Here is a 19404-nt window from a genome sequence, read left to right on the forward strand (position 1 = left end):
TTCGTACCTTAGGCTCAAACAAGCCAAACATGAATCTAAGGAAAGTCCGCCTTTGCCTATTAGGCCTGGGGCTCATTCTGTTCTATGCCCCCCTGCAGGCTCAAATCGATAGTGTTTATTTAAAAAGTCTGGAATGGCGAAATATTGGTCCCTGGCGCGGAGGTCGATCTTGCGCTGTAACCGGAGTAAGCGGGCAGGCCAATCTCTTTTATTTTGGCAGCACCGGTGGTGGGGTTTGGCGAACTACCGATGCCGGAAACAGCTGGGAAAACATTTCCGATGGCTATTTCGGCGGTAGCATTGGAGCCATTGCCGTGGCCCCCAGTGATCCCAATGTTATTTACGTTGGTCAGGGAGAAGAAACCGTTCGTGGAAACGTGAGCTCTGGCTTTGGCATGTGGAAAAGCCTCGATGCTGGAAAGACCTGGCAGTTCATCGGATTAAAAGAAAGTCGCCATATTAGTCGCATCAGGGTACACCCTAAAAACCCAGACATCGTCTATGCTGCCGTACTTGGTAATCTCTATCGAGATAGCGAAGAAAGAGGCGTATATAAATCGATAGATGGTGGGAAAAGCTGGCAGCGCATCTTATTCTCTGATGCAGGTAGTGGCGCTATTGACTTGCTTATCGACCCTCAAAATTATCGCACCTTATATGCCAGTACCTGGACCATCCGCAGAACTCCCTATTCCTTATCCAGTGGAGGTGCTGGTTCTAAATTGTGGAAAAGCACTTATGAAGGTCAAAATTGGGTAGAGCTATCCAGCAATGAAGGCTTTCCAAAGGGATTAAAAGGGATTATTGGTATTGCCGTTTCTCCAGTTAATAATCAAAGAGTTTGGGCCCAGGTAGAAAATGAACCAGATGGCGGATTATACCGCAGCGAAGACGGGGGCGAAAGCTGGAAGCAAGTAAATAATCAGCGGGCCTTACGCCAAAGGGCCTGGTATTATACCCGCATCTATGCCCATCCTACCGATATCGATCAACTTTATGTGATGAATGTTCGCTACCATCATTCCAAAGATGGCGGTAAAAGTTTTACTCCGCATAATGCTCCTCATGGCGATCATCATGATTTATGGATTGATCCCACTGCTCCGGAGCGCATGATTATTGGTGATGATGGTGGGGCACAAATTAGTTTCGATGCCGGTCAAAACTGGACCACCTACTACAATCAGCCGACCGCTCAGTTCTATAGAGTTAAGGTAGATAATCATTTCCCTTTCCGGATTTATGGCGCCCAGCAAGACAATAGCTCCATTCGCATCAAACACAGAAGCGACGGGGCCTTTATCACCGAGAAAGATTGGGAAGAAACCGCCGGTGGAGAAGCAGGTCATCATGCTATTTATCCGGCAGATGAAGACATTGTCTTTGGTGGTGAGTACGGCGGTTTTATGATGCGGCTTAACCATCGTACTAATGAAAGCCAAGCTACCAATGTATGGCCCAATAATCCGCTGGGCCACGGTGTAGAAGACATGAAATTCCGCTTCCAATGGAATTATCCCATCTTTTTCTCAATTCATGATCCGGAATTACTTTATGCCTTTAGTAACCATGTGCACCGCAGCAAAGACCTGGGTCACAGCTGGGAAACTATTTCTGGAGATTTAACCACCAATGATACCAGCAAACAAGGTCCTTCCGGAGGCCCCATCACCAAAGACAATACTGCTGTTGAATATTACTGCACCATTTTCGCGGCAGCCGAGTCTAAACTAGAAGCCGGAGTGCTTTGGACAGGAAGTGATGACGGCAAGGTGCATATTAGTAAAGACCATGGTAAAACCTGGCAAGAGGTAACGCCTAAAGACCTTCCAGCCTTTACCCAAATCAATAGTTTGGAGGCTGATCCTTTTAACGCAGGCGGAATCTATTTGGCCGGAACGCGCTACAAATGGGGTGATTTTAGTCCCTACCTCTACTACAGCTCCAACTATGGAAAAAGCTGGAAGCGCATCGACAAAGGCATCGATCGCAATCATTTTAGTCGGGTAATTCGTTGCGACCCTAGTCATCAAGGCTTGCTCTTTGTAGGCACCGAATATGGCCTTTACCTTTCGGTGGATGGCGGTCAGCATTGGCAAGCTTTCCAAAACAACCTGGCCCAAAGTCCCATTACAGATTTAGCCGTAAAGGATCGTCACTTAATTGCCGCTACCCAAGGTAGGGGCTTCTGGATTTTGGATGATTTAAGTCCTCTTTATGAAATGGAGCCAGGCTTTAAAAGCACCGAACATTTCTACCATCCTAAAGCCAGCTATTTGATGCAGGCGGGCTATGGAGGCAAATCCAAAACGGCCGGGGAAAACCATCCGAATGGGGCCATTTTCAATTACTATTTGGAGCAGGTTGATTCTACCTTCAATTACCAATGGTTGATTTCAGATTCAAAAGGGAATCTCATTCGAAAGTTTAGCTCACAATCCAAAGACAAACAAGAAAAGTGGAAACCCGAAGCCGGCGCCCATCGCTTTATTTGGGACTTACGTTTGAAAGGCTTCGAACCTCTGGAAGGTATGATACTTTGGTTCGTACTGCGACATGGTCCCTATGCCCTACCTGGTAACTATAAGGTTCAATTGATCACGCCCGCAGATACCTTAAGTCAGGACTTAGAACTGGTATTGGATCCACGCGTCTCAACCGGAATGTCCGAGCTAATGGCCCAGCAGGAATTCATGCTTCGAATTCGGGATGGTCTCGATAGCACCAATCAATGTATTCAAGAAATCCGCAGTTTAAGAGACGATTTGCAAAGAGCCCAAAAGCGAGTGGAAGATTCTGTTCTTCTTTCTAAAATCCAGAATTTACTGGATCGTAGTGAGACAATTGAAAAGGCGCTCTATCAAACCCATAACCGCAGTCCTCAAGACCCTTTAAATTTCCCCATTCGCCTTAATAATAAGTACGGACATTTAGGAGCCTTGGCGGGCATTGGCTTTCAAGCCCCTACCCAAGCTATGTTAGGTGTAGAAGCAGAGCTCATGCAAGCCATTAATGAGCAATTTGAGCTGTGGAAGGAACTAAAAAATGAAGTGGCGGGACTCAATGCCGAATTAAGGGCTAGCGAATTTGAAATTTTAAAGTGGTAAACTGACAATTGTCCATAAGCCAAACGGGCAATATTTAAGACCTTTGTGTAAATTTTTAGACCATGTCTGAAACCAAGCTGTTTTCGGAATTCTCGGCCAGCAGCGAAGCCGAGTGGAAAGCGAAAATTGAAAAAGACCTCCGCGGAAAAGCTTTTGAAGAGTTGGTGCGGGAAAGTCCGGATGGAATCCCTATTCAACCCATCTATAGCAGTGAGAGTACTGAAATCCATAAGCAAGCTTTAAAGGAGCATCCCAAGTGGGATAATGTGATTGAGATATTAGTTCTTGATCCAAAGCAAGCAAATGAGGAGGCTTTGAACTATTTAAATCGCGGAGCTACTTCTCTCCTCTTTTATCTACCCGGAAAGGTTGATTTGAAAACCTTATTGAAGGACATTCAATTGGAATACATCTGCAGCAATTTTGTGATTGAAGGACATACAGCGTATTACCGCGATTCCTTCCAACAACTGATTGCTGAAAGAGCTTTAGATGAAGAAGAATTGGAAGGTAGCTTCAATTTTGATCCCCTGGAAAACTTAGCTCGCACCGGCAATTGGTTTCAGAATGAGGAAAGTGATTTCCAGACTTTAAAAGCATTACAAGAAGGCGATTTTAAAGGTATGCGCAGTTTGGCTATTAATGCCAATCTGTTTGCTAATGCCGGAGCCAGTCCTGCCCAGCAAATTGGTATTGCCTTGTCTATGGCCTATGAATATGTATATCGCCTCGACTTAAAAAACAGTCGTGGCTTTTGGATCAATTTCGCCATCGGTTCCGACTATTTTTCAGAGATCGCCAAATTGCGTGCCTTCCGCAGAGTATGGCAACAATGGCAAGCCGAATTGGGCTTCGAACAAAAGGAAGTACGTATTTATGCCGAAACCAGCCTTCGCAATAAGAGCTTGCTGGATAAATACAATAACCTGATTCGTACTACTGCCGAAGCTATGGCTGCAGTGATTGGCGGTGCCACCGAAGTTTGTGTTAAAGGCTTTGGTGAACCTTTGGAAGATTTGGGATTTTTCCCCCGTCGTTTGGCTTTAAACCAACTTAACCTATTGCAGCACGAATGTCGCTTCGACCAGGTACGAGATATGGGAGCTGGCAACTATTGGGTGGAAAATCTAACGGATGCTCTTGCCGAAAAAGGTTGGGCTTTCTTCCAGGAAATTGAGGCCGAAGGTGGTTATGTGGCCACCTTAAAATCGAATTGGCTGCAAAATCAAATAGCCGAAATGGCCCAGTCAGAGCAAGGTCGCTTCGACTCTGGCGAATTGAAAATGATCGGGGTGAACATCTACCGTAAGGATCAGGAAGAGTTTAGTGAAGAAGTGCGCAATGCCTTAGCTCGACCCAAGGCCGAAATAAATGGCACCGTTCAGCCTATTGAAACCAAGCGCCTGGCCGAATCACTGGAAAAGGAAATCATACTTGAAAAAGCCTAGTTATGAGCCGTCATAAATTTAGTTCAAACTATCAGGCCCAAGCCTATGAGGCTCCCCAAGCGGAACGTCATTTTTGGCAATCGCCCGAAGGATTGGAAATCCCCAGTCTCTTCAATAAAAAAGATTTTGAAAAATTACAGCATACCCAATTTGTAGCCGGACTCCCTCCTTATTTACGGGGTCCCTACAGCAGTATGTATACTATTCGCCCTTGGACTATACGCCAATATGCCGGCTTTAGTACCGCCGAGGAATCGAATGCTTTTTACCGTCGCAATTTGGCGGCAGGTCAAAAGGGTTTATCCGTAGCCTTTGACTTAGCCACGCACCGGGGTTACGACTCTGATCATGATCGTGTGGTAGGTGATGTGGGGAAAGCAGGTGTGGCCATCGACAGTGTGGAGGATATGAAAATTCTCTTCGATCAAATTCCCCTGGATAAGATGTCGGTGTCCATGACCATGAACGGAGCGGTAATCCCCGTAATGGCCTTTTACATTGTAGCGGCCGAGGAGCAAGGAGTAAGCCCAGATCAATTATCGGGAACCATCCAAAACGATATCCTCAAAGAATTTATGGTGCGGAATACCTATATCTACCCACCATTGCCATCGATGCGCATTATCGCCGACATCTTTGAGTTTACCAGTCAAAATATGCCGCGCTTTAACAGCATTTCCATCAGTGGATACCATATGCATGAGGCAGGCGCAACAGCCGATATTGAATTGGCTTATACCCTGGCTGATGGATTGGAGTACATCCGCACTGGATTAAAAGCCGGCTTAAAGATCGACGACTTTGCTCCCCGTCTCTCCTTCTTTTGGGGTATCGGTATGAACCATTTTATGGAGATTGCGAAGATGCGGGCCGGTAGAATGCTATGGGCGAAATTGGTGAAACAATTTAATCCGGAGAATGCCAAATCCATGGCCCTACGTACCCACAGTCAAACCAGCGGTTACAGCCTTACGGAGCAAGATCCATTCAATAATGTGGCGCGAACTACCATCGAAGCCATGGCTGCCACTTTTGGTGGTACCCAGAGTTTGCATACCAATTCATTGGATGAGGCCATTGCCTTACCTACCGACTTCTCTGCCCGTATTGCCCGGAATACCCAGTTAATCCTGCAAGATGAATTAGGAATTAACCGCAGCGCCGATCCCTGGGGCGGTTCCTGGTACGTAGAATACCTTACCGAACAAATTGCCAATAAGGCCTGGGAACTCATTCAAGAGGTAGAGGAATTAGGAGGAATGGCCAAGGCTATTGAAACCGGTATTCCCAAAATGCGCATTGAAGAAGCCGCGGCTAAAAAGCAAGCACGTATTGATTCTGGCAAGGAATGGATTATTGGGGTTAATAGCTATCGCAATGAAAAAGATGAGGCTATTGAGCTCCTGGAAGTAGATAATGCCGAGGTTCGTCGTAAGCAAATTGAAAGCATTAATAAACTTAAGGAAAGTCGCAATGCTGAGGCGGTAGCGAATTGCTTAGCCAAATTAGAAGAAGCCGCTCGCAGTGGTGAAGGAAACCTACTGGCCTTAGCGGTTGATGCGGCTCGCGAAAGAGCTACCTTAGGGGAAATTAGCTTGGCTTTAGAGAAAGCCTTCGGTCGATATACCGCTACCATTCGAAGTATTAGCGGCGTTTACAGTAATGAGATGAAGCAGGACGATAAGTTTAAAAAGGCTCAGGATTTAGCCGATCAATTTGAAGCGGTGGAAGGTCGTCGCCCTCGGATTATGATCGCTAAAATGGGTCAAGACGGTCACGATCGTGGGGCCAAAGTAGTGGCTACTTCCTTTGCTGATTTAGGTTTTGATGTGGATATAGGTCCATTATTCCAAACTCCAGCAGAAGCTGCAAGGCAAGCGGTAGAAAATGATGTGCATCTCTTAGGCGTTTCCTCCCTGGCGGCCGGACATAAGACCCTGGTTCCCCAAGTAATTGAGGAATTAAGAAAGCTGGGGCGTGAAGATATCCTGGTTATTGCAGGGGGAGTAATTCCACCTAATGACTATGAATACCTCTTCAATGCCGGAGTAGTTGGTGTATTTGGCCCGGGAACGGTAATTGCTGATGCCGCTGCTCGTATTTTAGAAATCATGTTGGAAGAGCAATCCACGGAAAAACAAAGCTAATGTTCGGAAATATCAAAGATATGATGGGCAAGCTTCAAGAAGCCCAAGCCCAAGCCAAGGATATGAAAGATCGCCTGGAGCAAATTGAAATTAAAGAAAGCTTTCAGGGGATTGAAGTAGTAGTGAATGGCAATCGCAAATTGCGTAATCTAAAAATTGATCCTGCCCTGGCACAAGATGCGGAGGAGTTGGAAGACAAACTACTCTTAGCTCTCAATAAAGCCTTGGAAAAGGCCGAAGCTATGCATGATGCCGAAATGAAGAAAATGGCCTCTGGCATGATGCCCGGCCTGGATATGTTTAAATAGATGGATTCCATCAATCCTAATTTCCGGTCCCGGGCGGGCAAGCGATCCCTAAATCCTGCCGAGCTAAAAGCAGGCATTCTAAAGGGTGACCGGGCTTCTTTAAGTCGGGCCCTAACTCTTTGTGAAAGTAAGCTGGCGCAGCACCGCGATTTGGCTGAAGAGCTATTACAAGGCTTAATGCCGCATACCGGGAATTCGATTCGCATTGGGATTACAGGGGTACCGGGAGTAGGTAAATCCACCTTTATTGAGGCTTTTGGAAAGGAACTGATTGAGGCTGGACATCGATTAGCAGTATTAGCGATTGATCCCAGTAGCGGTCATAGCAAGGGAAGTATTTTGGGAGATAAAACCCGCATGCATGAGCTTTCACAAGATACCCGGGCATTTATTCGCCCTTCCCCCTCCGGAGGTTCATTGGGTGGCGTAGCTCGTCGTACGCGAGAAAGCATTTTACTCTGCGAAGCGGCCGGTTATGATGTAATTCTAGTCGAAACCGTAGGCGTAGGTCAGAGTGAAACGGCGGTAAAGAACATGGTCGACTTTTTTATGCTTCTCATGCTGGCAGGCGCCGGTGATGAATTACAGGGCATTAAAAGGGGAATCATGGAAATGGCCGATTTACTCCTGATCAATAAGGCAGATGATCCTAAAGATCCCCGGGTAAAACTTGCCATGGGCGAATACAAAAGGGCCCTGCACCTCTTCCCTCCCAAGCCCAATGAGTGGATTCCAAAAGTTCAAGCTTGCTCAGCACTTCAAAAAAGCGGAATCGCTGAAGCCTGGGAAGTGATACTAAGCTTCGAGAATCAGCAGAAGAACAAGGGGTATTTCGAGGCCGAAAGACAGCGCCAGTCTATGGCTTGGTTCGAGGAAAGCATTGGTGAATTGGTTCTGGAACAGGTTCGATCTGGCAGCAATTATCAGGCGGCTTTTCAAGAAATACAAAGTTTGGTTAAGAAAGGCAAGCTAGAAGCGGGAGTGGCGGCACACCGTTTAGTAGAGAAGTTATTTGCCTAAAAAAAAGGAGGTGACTCCTAAGAATCACCTCCCAAATATTTCATGCTTTTATAAGCTCAATCCATCAAATGGTAAATGTGCAGAGCTGCATCATTTTCTTATAGGCTAAGAAGTAATAGAACTTCTGATCCAATTCGCTGTAATAAATCAAATTGGGTTTCAAGTACATTTTCTCTTTGGCAAGTTTGGTAACCACCTTTCCATCACGACGACCGGTTTTAAGGTCAATTTCCTGTACTACCGGATTCCCTTTTTTAACCTTCTTATATACTTCCAATTCTTGATTTTGATCTTTACCCGCCCGGTTAATTAGCATATCATTATAAACCAATACGAGTTTACCATCAGTGATAAAGGATTTAAAATCAAAGAAGTCAATGATACCATCTGGTTTCACAAAAAAGGTGGTACCGTGTGAACCATTTACAAAGCCAAAGAAACCCGACCAGTAATAGGTTTGATACTTAGGAATACGATCCTTCCAAATTAATTCGGCATCCGTATCAAAGGCCAATACAATCAATTCTTCCATATTAAAGTACTCGGCCGTAACATTACCATTCTGGTCATAAGAACGATGAACCCAATAAGGTTGTCCAATCAAATAGGTATTTCCCGCTTCATCGAAATGTAGTCGGATATCATTAAAGTCCTGATTGATCTCACCGTCATGTCTGTCGTGCTTGTCATCATCATCACGGAAAATATCCAGGAAGTCTTGATCGAATAAAGTAAGTTTCTCAGCCACAAACTCTTGATTCAAAGGGTCAAAAATGAAGCATTTAACACCTTCAATTTGTTTGTCTCCTTCACGACGATCCTGACGAGATTTATTCGCATCATCTTGATCTTCAGCATCGGTAGTCTCGTAGAAACCTGTAATGATCAAATTACCTCCTGGCTGGGTAGCAAGGCGAACACGTTTTAATACTCCATTAACGGCCAAATCCTGAAGAGGTAGTTTTTCTCTCCATTCCTCAAATTCATTAAAAGGATCTAACATTACCAACTCATTAGCCTGTAGGTAATAAATGGTTCCTTCATTATCGATAAGAGTGCGGGTACTAACTTCCAAGTCCTCACCAATTTCCGAAAACTCCCGACGGGTAACTTCTTTCAAATTCTCATCTAAAAGCAATAAAGTTTGCTCGGTCACATTACGATCATCGTAATAGGTAGCAGTGTTTACCACAACATTCTTGCGATTCTCACTGATTTTCACCTGATAGTAACCTTTTTCCCGACTGCGATCATAAGGCTTTTCCATGATAAGCATTTGATCCTCGATTCTACCCTTTTCGGGGTCGATGATATAGGCCACCAGCTTAAACATATCGTCCTTGTAATAATCCAATTCCATAAAGAGAACCAGCTTATCACCTACAAATCCAATTCTTTCAATGCTTTCGCGAACCTTACTTAGTTCTGGAATTTCAACGAAGAAATCCTTTTTCAGATTTAGCTTCTTTTTATCATAAATCTTAATCAAGATATCAGGCGAATAATAATTGATCGCATAGATCTGTTTGTCATCCTCAAAGCGGACATTGGGACCAAAGCCACGTGATTCAATTTCAAAAGGTCGACCGTAATCTACTTTTTGGGCATAGGTATAAGTTGAAAACAGAGTTAAGGCTAATAGCCAAAGCTTGGTAAGCTTCATAATTAAGGGATTGTTGATTGATTAATTTGCAATGATTTCCAGGTCGGTTTTGGTTTGTTTTTCCAAATCACCCATACTTAGGTTACGACCAACTGTTTCGTAGCGCTGATAAACTATTTTCCCCCGCTTCAGATCAAAAAGACCAAAATAATAGCTATCCCAATCATCCTTATCCACCACACCAATAATGCGGCAAACGTAGCGGGTATCAGCAGGTAATTTTTCACGGATATCGATAGATACGGGCATCAATCCAAATTGGCGATACAAGCGCGCCTCGTATACCCATTCTTCCAATTGGCAGAATTCATTATAGGAATCCAAATCCGTAGGCTTCATATGTTCGGTATAGAGCAATTCAGCCGTAATACCTGCTTCCTGAATCCATGCTGGAAGGTTTTCTTTATATTCTCGTTCTTGTTCCAAGCCTTCCAAACGTTCATCCAAATCATCTTCGATATTCAATACCCGAATAATCGGATCAAGAACAACTAGGTTTTTTACATTTAAATTACTTCCGAATTCTTCCAGGCGCTCCCATTGCTCTTCCTTTCGCTCTTCCCTGGCCTCAACGGTCATCATTTTTTCAGCCTTTATACTATCGCGAAAAGCCTCATGCTTATGCATTTCGGCAGCCAACCAACCTTTATCAACATCCTCTTTAACCAGATAACGATAGAACTCTTTATAATGGCTTTGTTGGGCCCGGAGATAGGCTCTGGGTGATCTGAATTCGGATTCGGCCTGAGTAAATTCTGGCAAGGCATTTCCTTCTACCTTAAAATCATCCGGGTTTTCATCGCAATAGACCAATAGATATTTGGCCAATTCACTGGAATAACGCTTTAAATAGCTTTCTTCAGGATACAGTTTCTCCGCCGAACGACTGGCTTGCAAGGCAATACTTACCAATTGAGAACGATTCATCTGTTTAATTAAATGAATCACTTGCTGAGCAGGTCCTTCAATTCTAGAGGTAGAAGGCGTTACCAGGCTAATTTCATCCACGGCCTTAAAACTGGCCAATCCATAGAGGGCTTTCACCTTGGAAATGGCTAAAAATTTCGACTCGGGATAAATTTTCTCTAAAACATAAATATCATACAATACCTCTGCATAGTTAGCATTTAGGATTTTTTCCCGCACCATTTCAAAACGAGCCAATTCCTGAATTTGATGGAACTTAGTTTCTCCTACTACATAAAAAGTCCCTTCCTTAATATCTCTCTGCACCAATGATGCATGAATGGCATTTCTACGACTGCCGATATTAGGATGGCTGTGACGATCATCCGCATAATCCTCCGAAAGGCTTATTGGACTTAAATCTTCACGGTAAAACACATTGGGAATCTGAAAGCAGCCTGCCTTCAAACAAAAAGGGTTTGAGGACACATTTTCTCTTCCAAAGGGAATATAGCTACGATGTAAAGTGGTTAGAACCGAGTCTACCGCATTAAGGGCATAATCACTCTTCAGATACAGATCTAATCCATATTGATCAGCTTCAATTTCATTTTCCTTGCTTCTTCCTATTCTATTCTCAGCCTGTGCCAGAGGACTTAAGGATGGATTGCTCCAGCTATTTTCCGTAGCATCCCGATTAGCTTTAAAGCTGGCATAAAAATGATTTCGTGTATAATGAGATATTTCATGCGCTATTACAAACGCTAATTCCGCCTCAGATTTAGCATGAGCCACTAAACCGGTGTGGATGGCAATAATCCCATCTGCCAGAGTAAATGCATTTACCGATGGAGAGCGGAAAGAATAAATCCGAATTTTAGCCTTTAATTCCGGGTCATTGCGCAAAAGATGATCAGCAATTTCATTCAGATAATTGGTCATTGGATCACCAAATGTGTAGCGACCACTTTGCAACAATTCATCGATATGATGATGTTGAGATAACCAAAAGTCTTCTAAGTCATCCTCATCTTCCCCACTGGCCAAACTATGACTGAGGCTCTTCTCATACTTATTTGCCCAGGATTCTAAAAAATCCTCTGGGATCGTACCTGAACTTTTTAAAAACTGACCTTGACTTACTTGTGCATTTTGAACAAATGGAAATGCAGAAAACAGGCAAAATAGTATTACCTGAACTTGGTTCTTACGAAGCATAAAAAAAATTGTGTTGCAAGAATAGTGAATAAGAAGAAAGGGCTCAAACCTTTGCTCCTCTTAAATCAAGAAAACAAAACTTTCAAATCAAGCTGGCTCTATGGCGCAAACTTAATTAACTGATACTCACCCTCTTCTCCCAAGAAACCAAAATAAGACTGTTCTTTCTCGCTGTAGTAGATGCTTTGGGTTTTAAAATAGAGGTCATTTTCCAAAATCATATCCTCCCAGATCTCCAATTTTTCCTCTTGTCCATTTCCGGGATTAAAAACCAGGTAATTGGGAAAGCCATCATCAAACTCATCAAAAACCTCAACATCTTCATAACTAACTTGACCGATCTCATTTTCGGGGATATCATTGTAAATGATCTCGAGCTTACCATCACTTAAACGCGAATAAAAGGAGAAGAAATCAAATTCGCCCATAGGCTGAATGGATAATTCCTGGTCAGAGGAGGTCATCGCTATGAGGTCATTCCGTTGCCACATATAGCTATGCATTTTCGCTATGTTATTTTTCCAGTCTATATCTCCACTTGGACTAATCTTTAAGAGAATCAAATCTTCAAGGTCAAATTGTTCCCCCATTAAGGTTCCCATCGTTGCCAAGGAAGTAGAGTAAAATGGTCGGTAGATCAGTCGTTCACCAATCAAATAACAATTACCTGCGGCATCGAAATGCAATACTATTTTGGTGAAAACTTGCGGGATAAATGGCTCCTCTCCTGCATCGCCAGATTCCAGGAATTTATCTACGAAACTCTGTTCAAATTTATGACGGCGTTGTAAGCTAAAACTCTGGCTAGCCGGATCAAATACATAATAAAGCAATCCCTCCGTTGCGATCTCTTCATACACTTCCGAAATACGCTCCAGCTCTGGATATAGGTCCTCATCTTCATCAGCCCTTTGATAAAATGCAGTTAGCACTACCTCCCCTTTCGGATTATTTGCCAATTGATAGCTAAAAGGAATTAATTGCTCCTTTTCCACCATCGGCAAAGGATAGGATTTAGCTTGGTAGGCATTCGCTTTTTCTAAAACCAATAATTCACGATTATTCTGGAGGTAGATATTTCCATCCTTATCAAAAGCTACATCCGTGTTTAACTCCTCCAGTTCCAATTGCATTTGATAATCATAAGCACACAACTCTTGCAGTTGATGATCGAACACATTTAAACGCTTTTCGGTTTTATCCAAATCCCCATTATAGGCTGCGGACTGGACTACAATGCGATCTCCAATTAAGCTGAGCTTATCCACTCCACGATCACTACGATATTCATACTTACGAGCAGTCAATTGCACGGCCTTTTCCAGTCGACGCGTTTCTACATTAATAGGATAAGCCATCACCATTAATACATTTCGAGAAGAATTATCCTCGCGTATGAAGGCCATAATCTTACCATCAATCCAGGCCAGGTTCAAAAGCCCATACTCCACTCCCGTGCGTTGACGGATATTCACATCGAACTGACTTTCTTTATTAAGACTCTTCTTATCAAAGATTACCACCCGAATCATATCATGAGTCACATTGGCGCAGTAAAACTTAGTTTCATCCTCGTGTAAAATCTTAGGGGCAAAACCGGAATCTTCGGTTTTAAAAATTTGGCTTTTAGTAATTTGGCTTTGGGCCGAAAGGTATAGAGCAGATAGGCTCAAAATCAAGCTAAACAGGGCTTTTCTCATATTAGGTTCTTCTATGGCCCCTTGGCTAAAAGGATTGAGATTTGCGAAGGGACCAGAATTAAGTCCACGCAAAATACAAATTAGCATGGGGATTTTTGCCTAATCAAACAGCTTAAGCCCCAAACCAAAGTTTAGTAATGAAATGAATATTTTTGAGGATAAAGGGTCTAGAAATTCGCCCGAATTTCCCCCTTTAAATAACGAATGGCCCCTTTGGTTGGAAAATTATCCATGGCCATCACCTTATTCAAAATGTGTTTACTGAGATCAAATGCTGGAGCATCAGGGTCAATATCCTGAGCCCAATTATTGATCATTCCCACCGTGGCACTTTTAGCATTTACGGCCAAATTCCAGGCTTCATCGCTTAAATAAATCTGTTGCGACAAATTGTGCTCAAACTCAATGCGAATACTCTCTACCAACAAGTTACGGTACTGACGGGCTTTCATATCCTTTGCAGGCACCCGAATCAATAAACGGTCAGGATGAATGCGTTCCAGGAACAAGGCAATGCGCTCGTAAGCCGCCATCCGAACGGGTAGAGCACTTTTTTGGGTTTCCTTTTTTAGGAAGTATAAACGGCGCTTTTCCTCATTATCCATAAAATTGGATAGCATCATATAGGTCAAGACCAATAAAAATATGGAGGGTAATGCGTATTTGAGTATTTCAATAAAAAGCTCCATGTCAGAGTAGGAAAATTTATGGGGCCTCAAATATCGTAAAAATCCTAAGGTGACGAGGTGAAATTCGTAGCTTTGCTCGCTATCATAGGGAGCATATGAATAAAATATCGCAGCGTATCCTTGACCTATCTGAATCGGCCACTATTGCGATGAGCCGTCGGAGCCGCGAAATGCGTGAACAAGGATTGGATGTTATCAGCCTTTCTTTAGGCGAGCCTGATTTTGAAACCCCTGATTTTGTGCGGAAAGCCGCCAAAGAGGCCATTGACACAGGTTATTCTCACTATCCACCCATCCCCGGTTACCAGGATTTAAGACAAGCTATCGCGAATAAATTAAAACGCGACAACGGACTGGATTATACGGCCAATCAAATTGTAGTTTCCACTGGTGCTAAACAATCCCTGGCCAATGTAATATTGTGCACGGTAGATCCCGGTGATGAAGTTCTACTACCCGCCCCCTATTGGGTAAGCTATTACGAGCAAATTCGTTTAGCAGGAGGAACTCCGATTATTATCCCAACAGCCATTGAAAACGATTTCAAGGTCACTCGTGATGATCTCGAGAAATACCATACGGATAAGACCAAATTGGTGATTTTCAGCTCACCTTGTAATCCTTCAGGTTCGGTATTTAGTAAAGAGGATCTGGCAGAAATTGCAGATTATTTAAAAGCGCATCCCAATGTAATTGCGGTAAGCGATGAGATTTACGAATTGATTAACTTCAAGTCTCAGCACGTAAGCCTGGCTTCATTCAGCGAAATTTACGATCAGGTAGTTACGGTAAACGGTCTTAGTAAAGGCTTTGCCATGACCGGTTGGCGAATTGGTTATATCGCTGCTCCTCAGGAAATCGCTGATGCTTGTGTAAAAATGCAAGGCCAATTTACCTCAGCCACTTCCAGCATTGCTCAAAGAGCCGCTTTAGCAGCCTTGCAAGCAGATCCATCGGAAATGGATTACATGAAAGAGGCTTTCGAAGAGCGCCGTGCCAAAGTAGGTGAATGGTTGCATGAAATTCCAGGATTGAAGGTTAATCAGCCGGAAGGCGCCTTCTATTTCTTCCCGGATGTAAGTGCCTTATTCGGTTCTTCCATTGGAGACAGAACCATAAAGGATGCTGCTGACCTGTGTATGTACCTACTCGAAGAGGCCCTGGTGGCGCTGGTACCTGGTGATGCCTTTGGTAGCCCAGAATGCATTCGGATATCCTATGCATCCTCATTAAAAGATTTGGAAACCGCCCTTAGTAGAATTAAAGCGGCAATTGAAAAATTAGACCATGCTTAAAGCTCAGGAAATGATGGCCCTCTTCAATCTGGCCATCGAAGATTACCATATTAAAGATCATGTTGATCAGGAAATGAAAAATCCATTTCCCATGGACAGCCTCCAGGAAATGCTTTACCAAAAAAACTGGATCGACACGGTACAATGGCATTTGGAAGATATTATCCGCGACCCGGCAATTAAGCCGGAAAAAGCTTTGGAGATTAAACGCCGTATCGACGCCAGTAATCAAGATCGTACCGATATGGTGGAGCAGGTTGATGATGCTATTCTCTCTTTATACACCGATGTTCAGGTACAATCATTTGCGCGCTTAAATACTGAAAGTCCGGGTTGGGCAATTGACCGACTTTCCATTTTAGCACTGAAGATTTACCATATGAATATCGAGGCGCAACGTGATGATGTTGCACCAGAGCTTTTGGCAAAAAATCAGCATAAGCTTTCGGTTCTTAAGGTTCAGGAGGAAGATCTCTGCACCGCCATTGACCAATTATTGGATGATTTGGCAACGGGCAAACGCATTGCCAAGGTTTATCGCCAAATGAAGATGTACAATGATCCGGAACTTAATCCGGTGCTTTATCAGAATAAGTAATGCGGATCTTAGTCCAGCGTTTTTCCGCCCTGGGCGACATCATGATCCTGCTGCCTATTCTTCAGCAGCTTAAAGCCGAGCATCCTGAACATGAAATTGCCCTCCTAAGTCGTCCTTTTATAGGAACGCTTTGCCAGGATTTGGGCCTTCAATTCTATGGTGCTCAATTGCAAAAGGAGCATAAAGGGTTAATCGGATTAAAGCGTTTGGTGAAAGAAGTTAATCGCGACTTTAAACCCGATCTGCTGATTGATGCGCATTCGGTTCTCCGCACTAAAATCATCAGCAAATTTTTCGCCTTAAAAGGGGTTCCCAGCGAAAGCCTGCATAAAGATCGCCAGGCGCGCAAAGCCTTTTTGGAGAGCAGTACTCCATCTCAGGCAGCCCTAACTCCTGTTAGTCAATTACATCTCGAAACCTTTGCCCGACAAAAAATTGAAATTTCTTTCGATCGAGCCAAGATTAAATCCGCTCCTTATACCTTGAATGGTGAACATGAGGAATGGTGGACCTCAAGAAAGGCTGAGATAAATATTGGCATTGCCCCAGGTGCCCGACATAAATCCAAGGAATGGCCCCGTGAAAAGTTCATTGCCCTAATGAAAGATCTAGAAAGGCCAGAAAGAAAGTTCTTCCTCTTTGGTGGGCCTGATGAAGTAGAAGTATTAACAGAGTTGGCCAAAGCTGCCGCGGTTTCATTCGAAATTGTAGCAGGGAAATTGAAATTAGATCAGGAAATCGCCTTGATGAAACATTTGGATGTTTTTGTAAGCCATGATTCCTCTAATATGCACATGGCCGCTTGGAGTGGCCGCCCCGTGGTTTCCATTTGGGGAGGCACTCATCCTGGCGCTGGCTTTGCACCATATGCAAATGAGAACAATATAGTTTCCTTGCCAGAAGGTACCCTGGATTGCCAACCTTGCAGCATTTTTGGAACCAGTACTTGTAAAAGAGGTGACTTTGCCTGCATGCAAGATTTAGCGGTCAACCGGGTAGCTACTAAAGTTAACTCTCTACTTTAAGCTTATCCAACCTTTGCTACAAATCATGCATCTTTATAAAAACAAAGAGCATGAAAGCCAGCCACTTCCTCTTAGCATTATTCTGTATCCTTAGCCCAAAATTATGGGCACAATACGAAGCTGCAGACAGCACCGAAAAGCGACCATTTGCTATTATCGAAACTATCGAAGGTGATGAATTTGAGGGCTATCTCATTTATCAGGATACCGAAATAATTACCATTGAAGATCGTAATGGGCACCATATCACCATCAAGGTGAACCAAATTAAAGATCTGAGTTTCGAGCAAGAGACCTTTAGCAAAGCCGTTCATTATAATCTCCAGGCAAGTCGCTATTTCTTCGGCCCCAATGCTTTGAATATGAAAAGAGGTGAAGGCTATTATCAAAATAATTGGGTATTCTTAAATCAACTTTCGGTTGGACTTAGTGATCGATTTACCATTGGAGTAGGTACCATCCCCCTTTTCATCTTCGGATATGGCGCTCCTACCCCGGTTTGGGTAACTCCAAAATTTAGTGTCCCCATAGTGCCTGGGAAATTCAATGTAGCCGCTGGTGGCCTGTTTGGATCAGTATTAGGGGATGAATTCGGTAATACCTTTGGAATCGGATACGGTGCATTTACCTTAGGCGATTATGATAAAAACGTGAGTCTATCTATTGGCTATGGTATGTCGGATGGCGACTGGAGTGAAAACCCCACCATTAGCTTAAGTGGTATGCTTCGAGTGACTCGGAAGTTCTACCTGATCACCGAGAATTATTTAGTCTTTGATACTTTTATCGCTTCATTAGGTGGGCGCACGGTTTGGCGCGAGGTAAGTTTGGATTATGGCTTCTTTACCCTGCCTGATGAAATTGACGCTTTAATCCCCTGGCTGGGCATTACCGTACCTTTTGACATAAAGAAAGAATGACTTTATTACGCTGCTTCTTTTTCCTTCTGATCCTTCAATTTTCGGCTAAAGCCCAATGGCAAAGCTTAGGTCCAACCAAGGTGAACGACCAGGAAGCCTTCTGGTATTTTCATGATCCCATGGAAGCCTTCGCTCATAAGTATGAAGCAGAGTTAAAAGGAGACAGCACATTTAGGCATTGGGCGCATTATGCCGAATTCCGAATAGAACAAGCCCTCTTCTTATTGGAAACAGCCTCCAGCGATGGCCAATACATTTACTTTCTATTGGCCCCACAAGTAGAAGGCGACAGTAGCTTCAACCAGTTAATGGTTTTTGAAGTCCCACAAAAATTGATTCCTCCCTATTTCGAGGATATTGAAAAACGAAAGAACTTTCTAAAAAAGCGATTGAACTTCGGACCGGATTATTGGTTCTATACTACAATGATGCAAGGACGGGCCAAACAGAATTTGGGCGAAGTTTATGAGATAAATGGAATGGCTTATCCAGTTATGGATGGCGTACAAATTCGCAAACAAATGAAAGCCATGGCAGAGGCCTATTTACAAGGCAAATAGCTTCGCCGGTAAATCTTCAAGTCAAGTCAAAATTCCCCGTACCTTTGCCGCCCTTGAATGGAATTATGAGTCAGGAAGTAAAGCCTTATCAGGCAGACGGAAGCAAGAAAGAGCAAGTAGCTGAAATGTTCGATAATATTTCGAAACGCTACGATCTTTTAAACCATGTTTTGTCTTTAAGCATCGACAAAGGTTGGCGTAAAAAAGTGGTGAAAATGGTGAAAGCCCGCAATCCGGAAATGATTCTGGATGTGGCTACCGGAACCGCTGATTTAGCCATCGCCCTGGAAAAAAGCGGTGCTCAGGCCATTACCGGAATCGACATCTCCAATGGAATGCTGGAGGTTGGTCGCAAGAAAGTAGCCGAAAAAGGACTAAGCAAACTTATCAGCCTCAAGCAAGCGGACTCTGAAAACTTGCCTTTTGCGGATAATACCTTCGATGCTATTACCGTAGCCTTTGGGGTACGAAATTTCGAAAACCTGAAGCAAGGTTTAAAGGAGATGTATCGGGTATTAAAGCCCGGTGGTCACTTGGTGGTATTGGAATTCTCTCAACCCCAGGCCTTTCCAATGAAACAACTCTATAATTTCTATTTCAAGAATATTTTACCCGGCATTGGTAAATTAATTAGCAAAGACAGCAGAGCCTATACGTATTTGCCAGAATCAGTGCAAGCCTTCCCACACGGAGAAGCCTTTATGGAAATTATGGGCGCATGTGAATATAAAAGAGGGGCACGAATTCCACTTACCTTTGGAATTGCCTCCATTTACGAAGGAATAAAATAAGCCTTGTTT

At 43.6% G+C, this 19404-nt stretch carries 15 protein-coding genes; 11 read left to right on the forward strand and 4 right to left on the reverse strand.

Annotated elements, in window-relative coordinates; translation table 11 throughout:
* The first annotated feature begins 29 nt into the window (after positions 1–29).
* The 5 genes from ACO05P_RS07675 to meaB all read left to right on the forward strand — a co-directional run bounded on the left by ACO05P_RS07675 (position 30) and on the right by meaB (position 8030).
* Positions 30–3107: a VPS10 domain-containing protein gene (locus tag ACO05P_RS07675; protein ID WP_421754566.1), complete on the forward strand. Its 3078-nt coding sequence runs from the start codon at positions 30–32 to the stop codon at positions 3105–3107.
* Between the two features lie 62 nt (positions 3108–3169).
* Complete coding sequence (locus ACO05P_RS07680) at positions 3170–4555, forward strand: methylmalonyl-CoA mutase family protein (protein WP_421754567.1); 1386 nt, start codon at positions 3170–3172, stop codon at positions 4553–4555.
* A gap of 2 nt (positions 4556–4557) precedes the next feature.
* Complete coding sequence (gene scpA, locus ACO05P_RS07685) at positions 4558–6702, forward strand: methylmalonyl-CoA mutase (RefSeq protein ID WP_421754569.1); 2145 nt, start codon at positions 4558–4560, stop codon at positions 6700–6702.
* The gene (locus ACO05P_RS07690) at positions 6702–7010 is read left to right on the forward strand and encodes a YbaB/EbfC family nucleoid-associated protein (protein WP_421754571.1); all 309 of its coding nucleotides are present in this window, start codon (positions 6702–6704) and stop codon (positions 7008–7010) included. Before scpA ends, ACO05P_RS07690 begins: the two co-directional genes overlap by 1 nt.
* Positions 7011–8030 (forward strand): methylmalonyl Co-A mutase-associated GTPase MeaB, encoded by a 1020-nt coding sequence (gene meaB, locus ACO05P_RS07695; protein ID WP_421754572.1) that lies wholly within the window; start codon positions 7011–7013, stop codon positions 8028–8030.
* 64 nt (positions 8031–8094) lie between these two features.
* Here the strand turns inward: meaB and ACO05P_RS07700 are convergent, their stop codons facing one another.
* The 4 genes from ACO05P_RS07700 to ACO05P_RS07715 all read right to left on the reverse strand — a co-directional run bounded on the left by ACO05P_RS07700 (position 8095) and on the right by ACO05P_RS07715 (position 14206).
* Positions 8095–9693: a hypothetical protein gene (locus tag ACO05P_RS07700; RefSeq protein ID WP_421754574.1), complete on the reverse strand. Its 1599-nt coding sequence runs from the start codon at positions 9691–9693 to the stop codon at positions 8095–8097.
* Positions 9694–9714: 21 nt separating this feature from the next.
* Positions 9715–11817 carry a M48 family metallopeptidase gene (locus tag ACO05P_RS07705; RefSeq protein WP_421754575.1) on the reverse strand — a complete coding sequence of 701 codons (2103 nt, stop codon included), beginning with the start codon at positions 11815–11817 and terminating at the stop codon, positions 9715–9717.
* A 98-nt stretch (positions 11818–11915) separates the two neighbouring features.
* Entirely contained in the window at positions 11916–13517 is a 1602-nt protein-coding gene (locus ACO05P_RS07710) for a hypothetical protein (RefSeq protein ID WP_421754576.1), read from the reverse strand.
* 167 nt (positions 13518–13684) lie between these two features.
* Positions 13685–14206 carry a hypothetical protein gene (locus tag ACO05P_RS07715; RefSeq protein ID WP_421754578.1) on the reverse strand — a complete coding sequence of 174 codons (522 nt, stop codon included), beginning with the start codon at positions 14204–14206 and terminating at the stop codon, positions 13685–13687.
* Between the two features lie 95 nt (positions 14207–14301).
* On the opposite strand from ACO05P_RS07715, the gene ACO05P_RS07720 reads away from it, so the two are divergent.
* The 6 genes from ACO05P_RS07720 (at position 14302) to ubiE (ending at position 19395) form a co-directional block, all read left to right on the forward strand.
* Positions 14302–15501 (forward strand): pyridoxal phosphate-dependent aminotransferase, encoded by a 1200-nt coding sequence (locus tag ACO05P_RS07720; RefSeq protein ID WP_421754579.1) that lies wholly within the window; start codon positions 14302–14304, stop codon positions 15499–15501.
* Positions 15494–16099, forward strand: coding sequence for a DUF4254 domain-containing protein (locus ACO05P_RS07725; protein WP_421754581.1), 606 nt, complete (start codon positions 15494–15496; stop codon positions 16097–16099). The genes ACO05P_RS07720 and ACO05P_RS07725 overlap by 8 nt, the downstream gene beginning before the upstream one ends.
* Positions 16099–17124: a glycosyltransferase family 9 protein gene (locus ACO05P_RS07730; RefSeq protein ID WP_421754582.1), complete on the forward strand. Its 1026-nt coding sequence runs from the start codon at positions 16099–16101 to the stop codon at positions 17122–17124. The genes ACO05P_RS07725 and ACO05P_RS07730 overlap by 1 nt, the downstream gene beginning before the upstream one ends.
* A gap of 50 nt (positions 17125–17174) precedes the next feature.
* A complete protein-coding gene (locus ACO05P_RS07735; protein WP_421754584.1) occupies positions 17175–18044 on the forward strand; it encodes a hypothetical protein in 870 nt (289 codons plus the stop codon).
* Positions 18041–18604, forward strand: coding sequence for a hypothetical protein (locus tag ACO05P_RS07740; RefSeq protein ID WP_421754586.1), 564 nt, complete (start codon positions 18041–18043; stop codon positions 18602–18604). The genes ACO05P_RS07735 and ACO05P_RS07740 overlap by 4 nt, the downstream gene beginning before the upstream one ends.
* Before the next feature lie 65 nt (positions 18605–18669).
* Entirely contained in the window at positions 18670–19395 is a 726-nt protein-coding gene (gene ubiE / locus ACO05P_RS07745; protein WP_421754587.1) for a bifunctional demethylmenaquinone methyltransferase/2-methoxy-6-polyprenyl-1,4-benzoquinol methylase UbiE, read from the forward strand.
* The last annotated feature ends 9 nt before the right edge of the window (positions 19396–19404 follow it).

The organism is Croceimicrobium sp. (assembly GCF_965228705.1).
Classification (GTDB): Bacteria; Bacteroidota; Bacteroidia; order Flavobacteriales; family Schleiferiaceae; genus Croceimicrobium.

Coding starts and splice junctions, on each gene's coding strand:
- ACO05P_RS07740 (WP_421754586.1), top strand. CDS start 18,041: ATGACTTTATTACGCTGCTTCTTTTTCCTTCTGATCCTTCAATTTTCG.
- ACO05P_RS07715 (WP_421754578.1), bottom strand. CDS start 14,206: ATGGAGCTTTTTATTGAAATACTCAAATACGCATTACCCTCCATATTT.
- ubiE (WP_421754587.1), top strand. CDS start 18,670: ATGAGTCAGGAAGTAAAGCCTTATCAGGCAGACGGAAGCAAGAAAGAG.
- ACO05P_RS07710 (WP_421754576.1), bottom strand. CDS start 13,517: ATGAGAAAAGCCCTGTTTAGCTTGATTTTGAGCCTATCTGCTCTATAC.
- ACO05P_RS07680 (WP_421754567.1), top strand. CDS start 3,170: ATGTCTGAAACCAAGCTGTTTTCGGAATTCTCGGCCAGCAGCGAAGCC.
- ACO05P_RS07705 (WP_421754575.1), bottom strand. CDS start 11,817: ATGCTTCGTAAGAACCAAGTTCAGGTAATACTATTTTGCCTGTTTTCT.
- ACO05P_RS07690 (WP_421754571.1), top strand. CDS start 6,702: ATGTTCGGAAATATCAAAGATATGATGGGCAAGCTTCAAGAAGCCCAA.
- ACO05P_RS07720 (WP_421754579.1), top strand. CDS start 14,302: ATGAATAAAATATCGCAGCGTATCCTTGACCTATCTGAATCGGCCACT.
- ACO05P_RS07735 (WP_421754584.1), top strand. CDS start 17,175: ATGAAAGCCAGCCACTTCCTCTTAGCATTATTCTGTATCCTTAGCCCA.
- scpA (WP_421754569.1), top strand. CDS start 4,558: ATGAGCCGTCATAAATTTAGTTCAAACTATCAGGCCCAAGCCTATGAG.
- ACO05P_RS07700 (WP_421754574.1), bottom strand. CDS start 9,693: ATGAAGCTTACCAAGCTTTGGCTATTAGCCTTAACTCTGTTTTCAACT.
- ACO05P_RS07725 (WP_421754581.1), top strand. CDS start 15,494: ATGCTTAAAGCTCAGGAAATGATGGCCCTCTTCAATCTGGCCATCGAA.
- ACO05P_RS07730 (WP_421754582.1), top strand. CDS start 16,099: ATGCGGATCTTAGTCCAGCGTTTTTCCGCCCTGGGCGACATCATGATC.
- meaB (WP_421754572.1), top strand. CDS start 7,011: ATGGATTCCATCAATCCTAATTTCCGGTCCCGGGCGGGCAAGCGATCC.
- ACO05P_RS07675 (WP_421754566.1), top strand. CDS start 30: ATGAATCTAAGGAAAGTCCGCCTTTGCCTATTAGGCCTGGGGCTCATT.